Below are 1,826 nucleotides of genomic sequence, written 5' to 3' on the forward strand. Positions count from 1 at the left end.
CGTGCCCGCTCTGCGGGCCTCGTCCGGGCGGTCCGACGGGCCCGGTGAACTGCCGCCGCTGCTGCGCGGCCTGGTCCCCACGGTGGGCACGGCAGGGCCGACGGGCCGGCGCACCGCGTCCGCCGCTCCGGCGGACACCGGTGGCGACACCCTCGGACAGCGTCTCGCGAAGCTGCCGGAGGCCGAGCAGGAAGCCGAACTCCTGGCGCTGGTACGGGCCCACGTCGCGGGCGTCCTCGGATACTCGGGGTCGGATGACGTCGAAGCGGACCGGACCTTCCAGGAGATCGGCTTCGACTCGCTCACCGCGGTCGAGTTCCGCAACCAGCTCACCGCGGCCACCGGGGTGCGCCTTGCCGCCACGGTGATCTTCAACTATCCGACACCGGAGGCGGTCGCCGCCCACCTGCGCGGCCGGCTCGTCACCGCCGCGGCGGCCGAGGCAGGAACCGCGGAACTGGACGCCCTTGAACGGCTCCTCGGTCAGGAGACGGTCGGCGGACAGGCCAGGTCCCGGATCACCGAACGGCTGCAGACACTGCTGGCCAAGTGGGGTGACGACGCCGGGACCGGGCCGGTCGTGGCACACGAGGCACACGAGACACACGAGGGACAGACCGTCGCGGAGGAGCTGGACGCCGCGTCGGACGACGAAGTCTTCGACTTCCTCAACAAAGAGTTCGGGATCTCCTGACGCACGCAGGGCTCGGGTTCCATCCATTAGGAGAGCTGACTTTAGATGGCGAACGAAGAACGACTCCGTTACTTCCTCAAGCAGGTCTCTGCCGACCTGCACGCGACCCGCCTCCGTGTGCGCGAGCTGGAAGGCAAGGTGCAGGAGCCCGTCGCGATCGTCGGGATGAGCTGCCGCTACCCCGGCGGGATCGCCTCGCCGGAGGACCTGTGGAGGCTCGTCGCGGAGAGCGGTGACGGCATCACCCGCTTCCCGGAGAACCGCGGTTGGGACCCCGAGACCCTTTACAACCCCGACCCCGACCACGAGGGAACCTCGTACGCCCGCGAAGGCGGCTTCCTGCACGAGGCCGGGGCCTTCGACGCGGAGTTCTTCGGGATCAGCCCGCGTGAGGCCTTGGCGATGGATCCGCAGCAGCGGTTGCTGCTGGAGACGTCGTGGGAAGCGCTGGAGCGGGCGGGTATCCCCCCGGCGGGGTTGCGCGGGTCGGCGACCGGGGTGTTCACCGGGATCTACGCCGTCGACTACGGCCCGCGGATGGGCAGCGGGGCGGTCGGCGAACTGGAGGGTCTCGCGGTCACAGGAACGTATACCAGCGTGGCTTCGGGCCGGGTGGCGTATGCGCTGGGGCTGGAGGGGCCGGCGGTGTCGGTCGATACCGCCTGCTCGTCGTCGCTTGTCGCTGTCCACCAGGCGGTGCGGTCCCTCCGTGCCGGCGAGTGCGGGCTGGCCCTGGCCGGCGGGGTCACCGTCATGGGGACGACGCAGGTGTTCCGGGAGATGTCGCGTCAGCGGGGGTTGTCGGGTGATGGCCGGTGCAAGGCGTTTGCGGAGGCGGCTGATGGGACGGGTTTTTCTGAGGGTGCGGGTGTGCTGGTGCTGGAGCGGTTGTCGGAGGCGCGGCGTCGTGGTCGTCGGGTCTGGGCGGTGATCCGGGGTTCGGCGATCAATCAGGACGGGGCGTCCAATGGGCTGACGGCGCCGAGCGGTCCGGCGCAGCAGCGGGTGATCCGGTCGGCTCTGGCTGATGCCGGGGTGTCGGCCGGTGAGGTGGATGTGGTGGAGGCGCATGGCACAGGTACGACGTTGGGTGATCCGATCGAGGCGCAGGCACTGTTGGCCACCTACGGGC

Annotated in this window: 2 protein-coding genes; both read left to right on the forward strand. The window is 70.4% G+C overall.

Annotation, left to right across the window (positions count from 1 at the left end; all coding sequences use genetic code 11):
* On the forward strand, nucleotides 1-694 hold a 694-nt coding region (locus ACZ5CR_RS44295), incomplete at its 5' end, for an acyl carrier protein (protein ID WP_468869072.1).
* Nucleotides 695-739: 45 nt separating this feature from the next.
* A partial coding sequence (locus ACZ5CR_RS44300) for a beta-ketoacyl synthase N-terminal-like domain-containing protein (protein WP_468869077.1) occupies nucleotides 740-1,826 on the forward strand: 1,087 nt, incomplete at its 3' end.

The organism is Streptomyces sp. NPDC031274, from assembly GCF_055570235.1.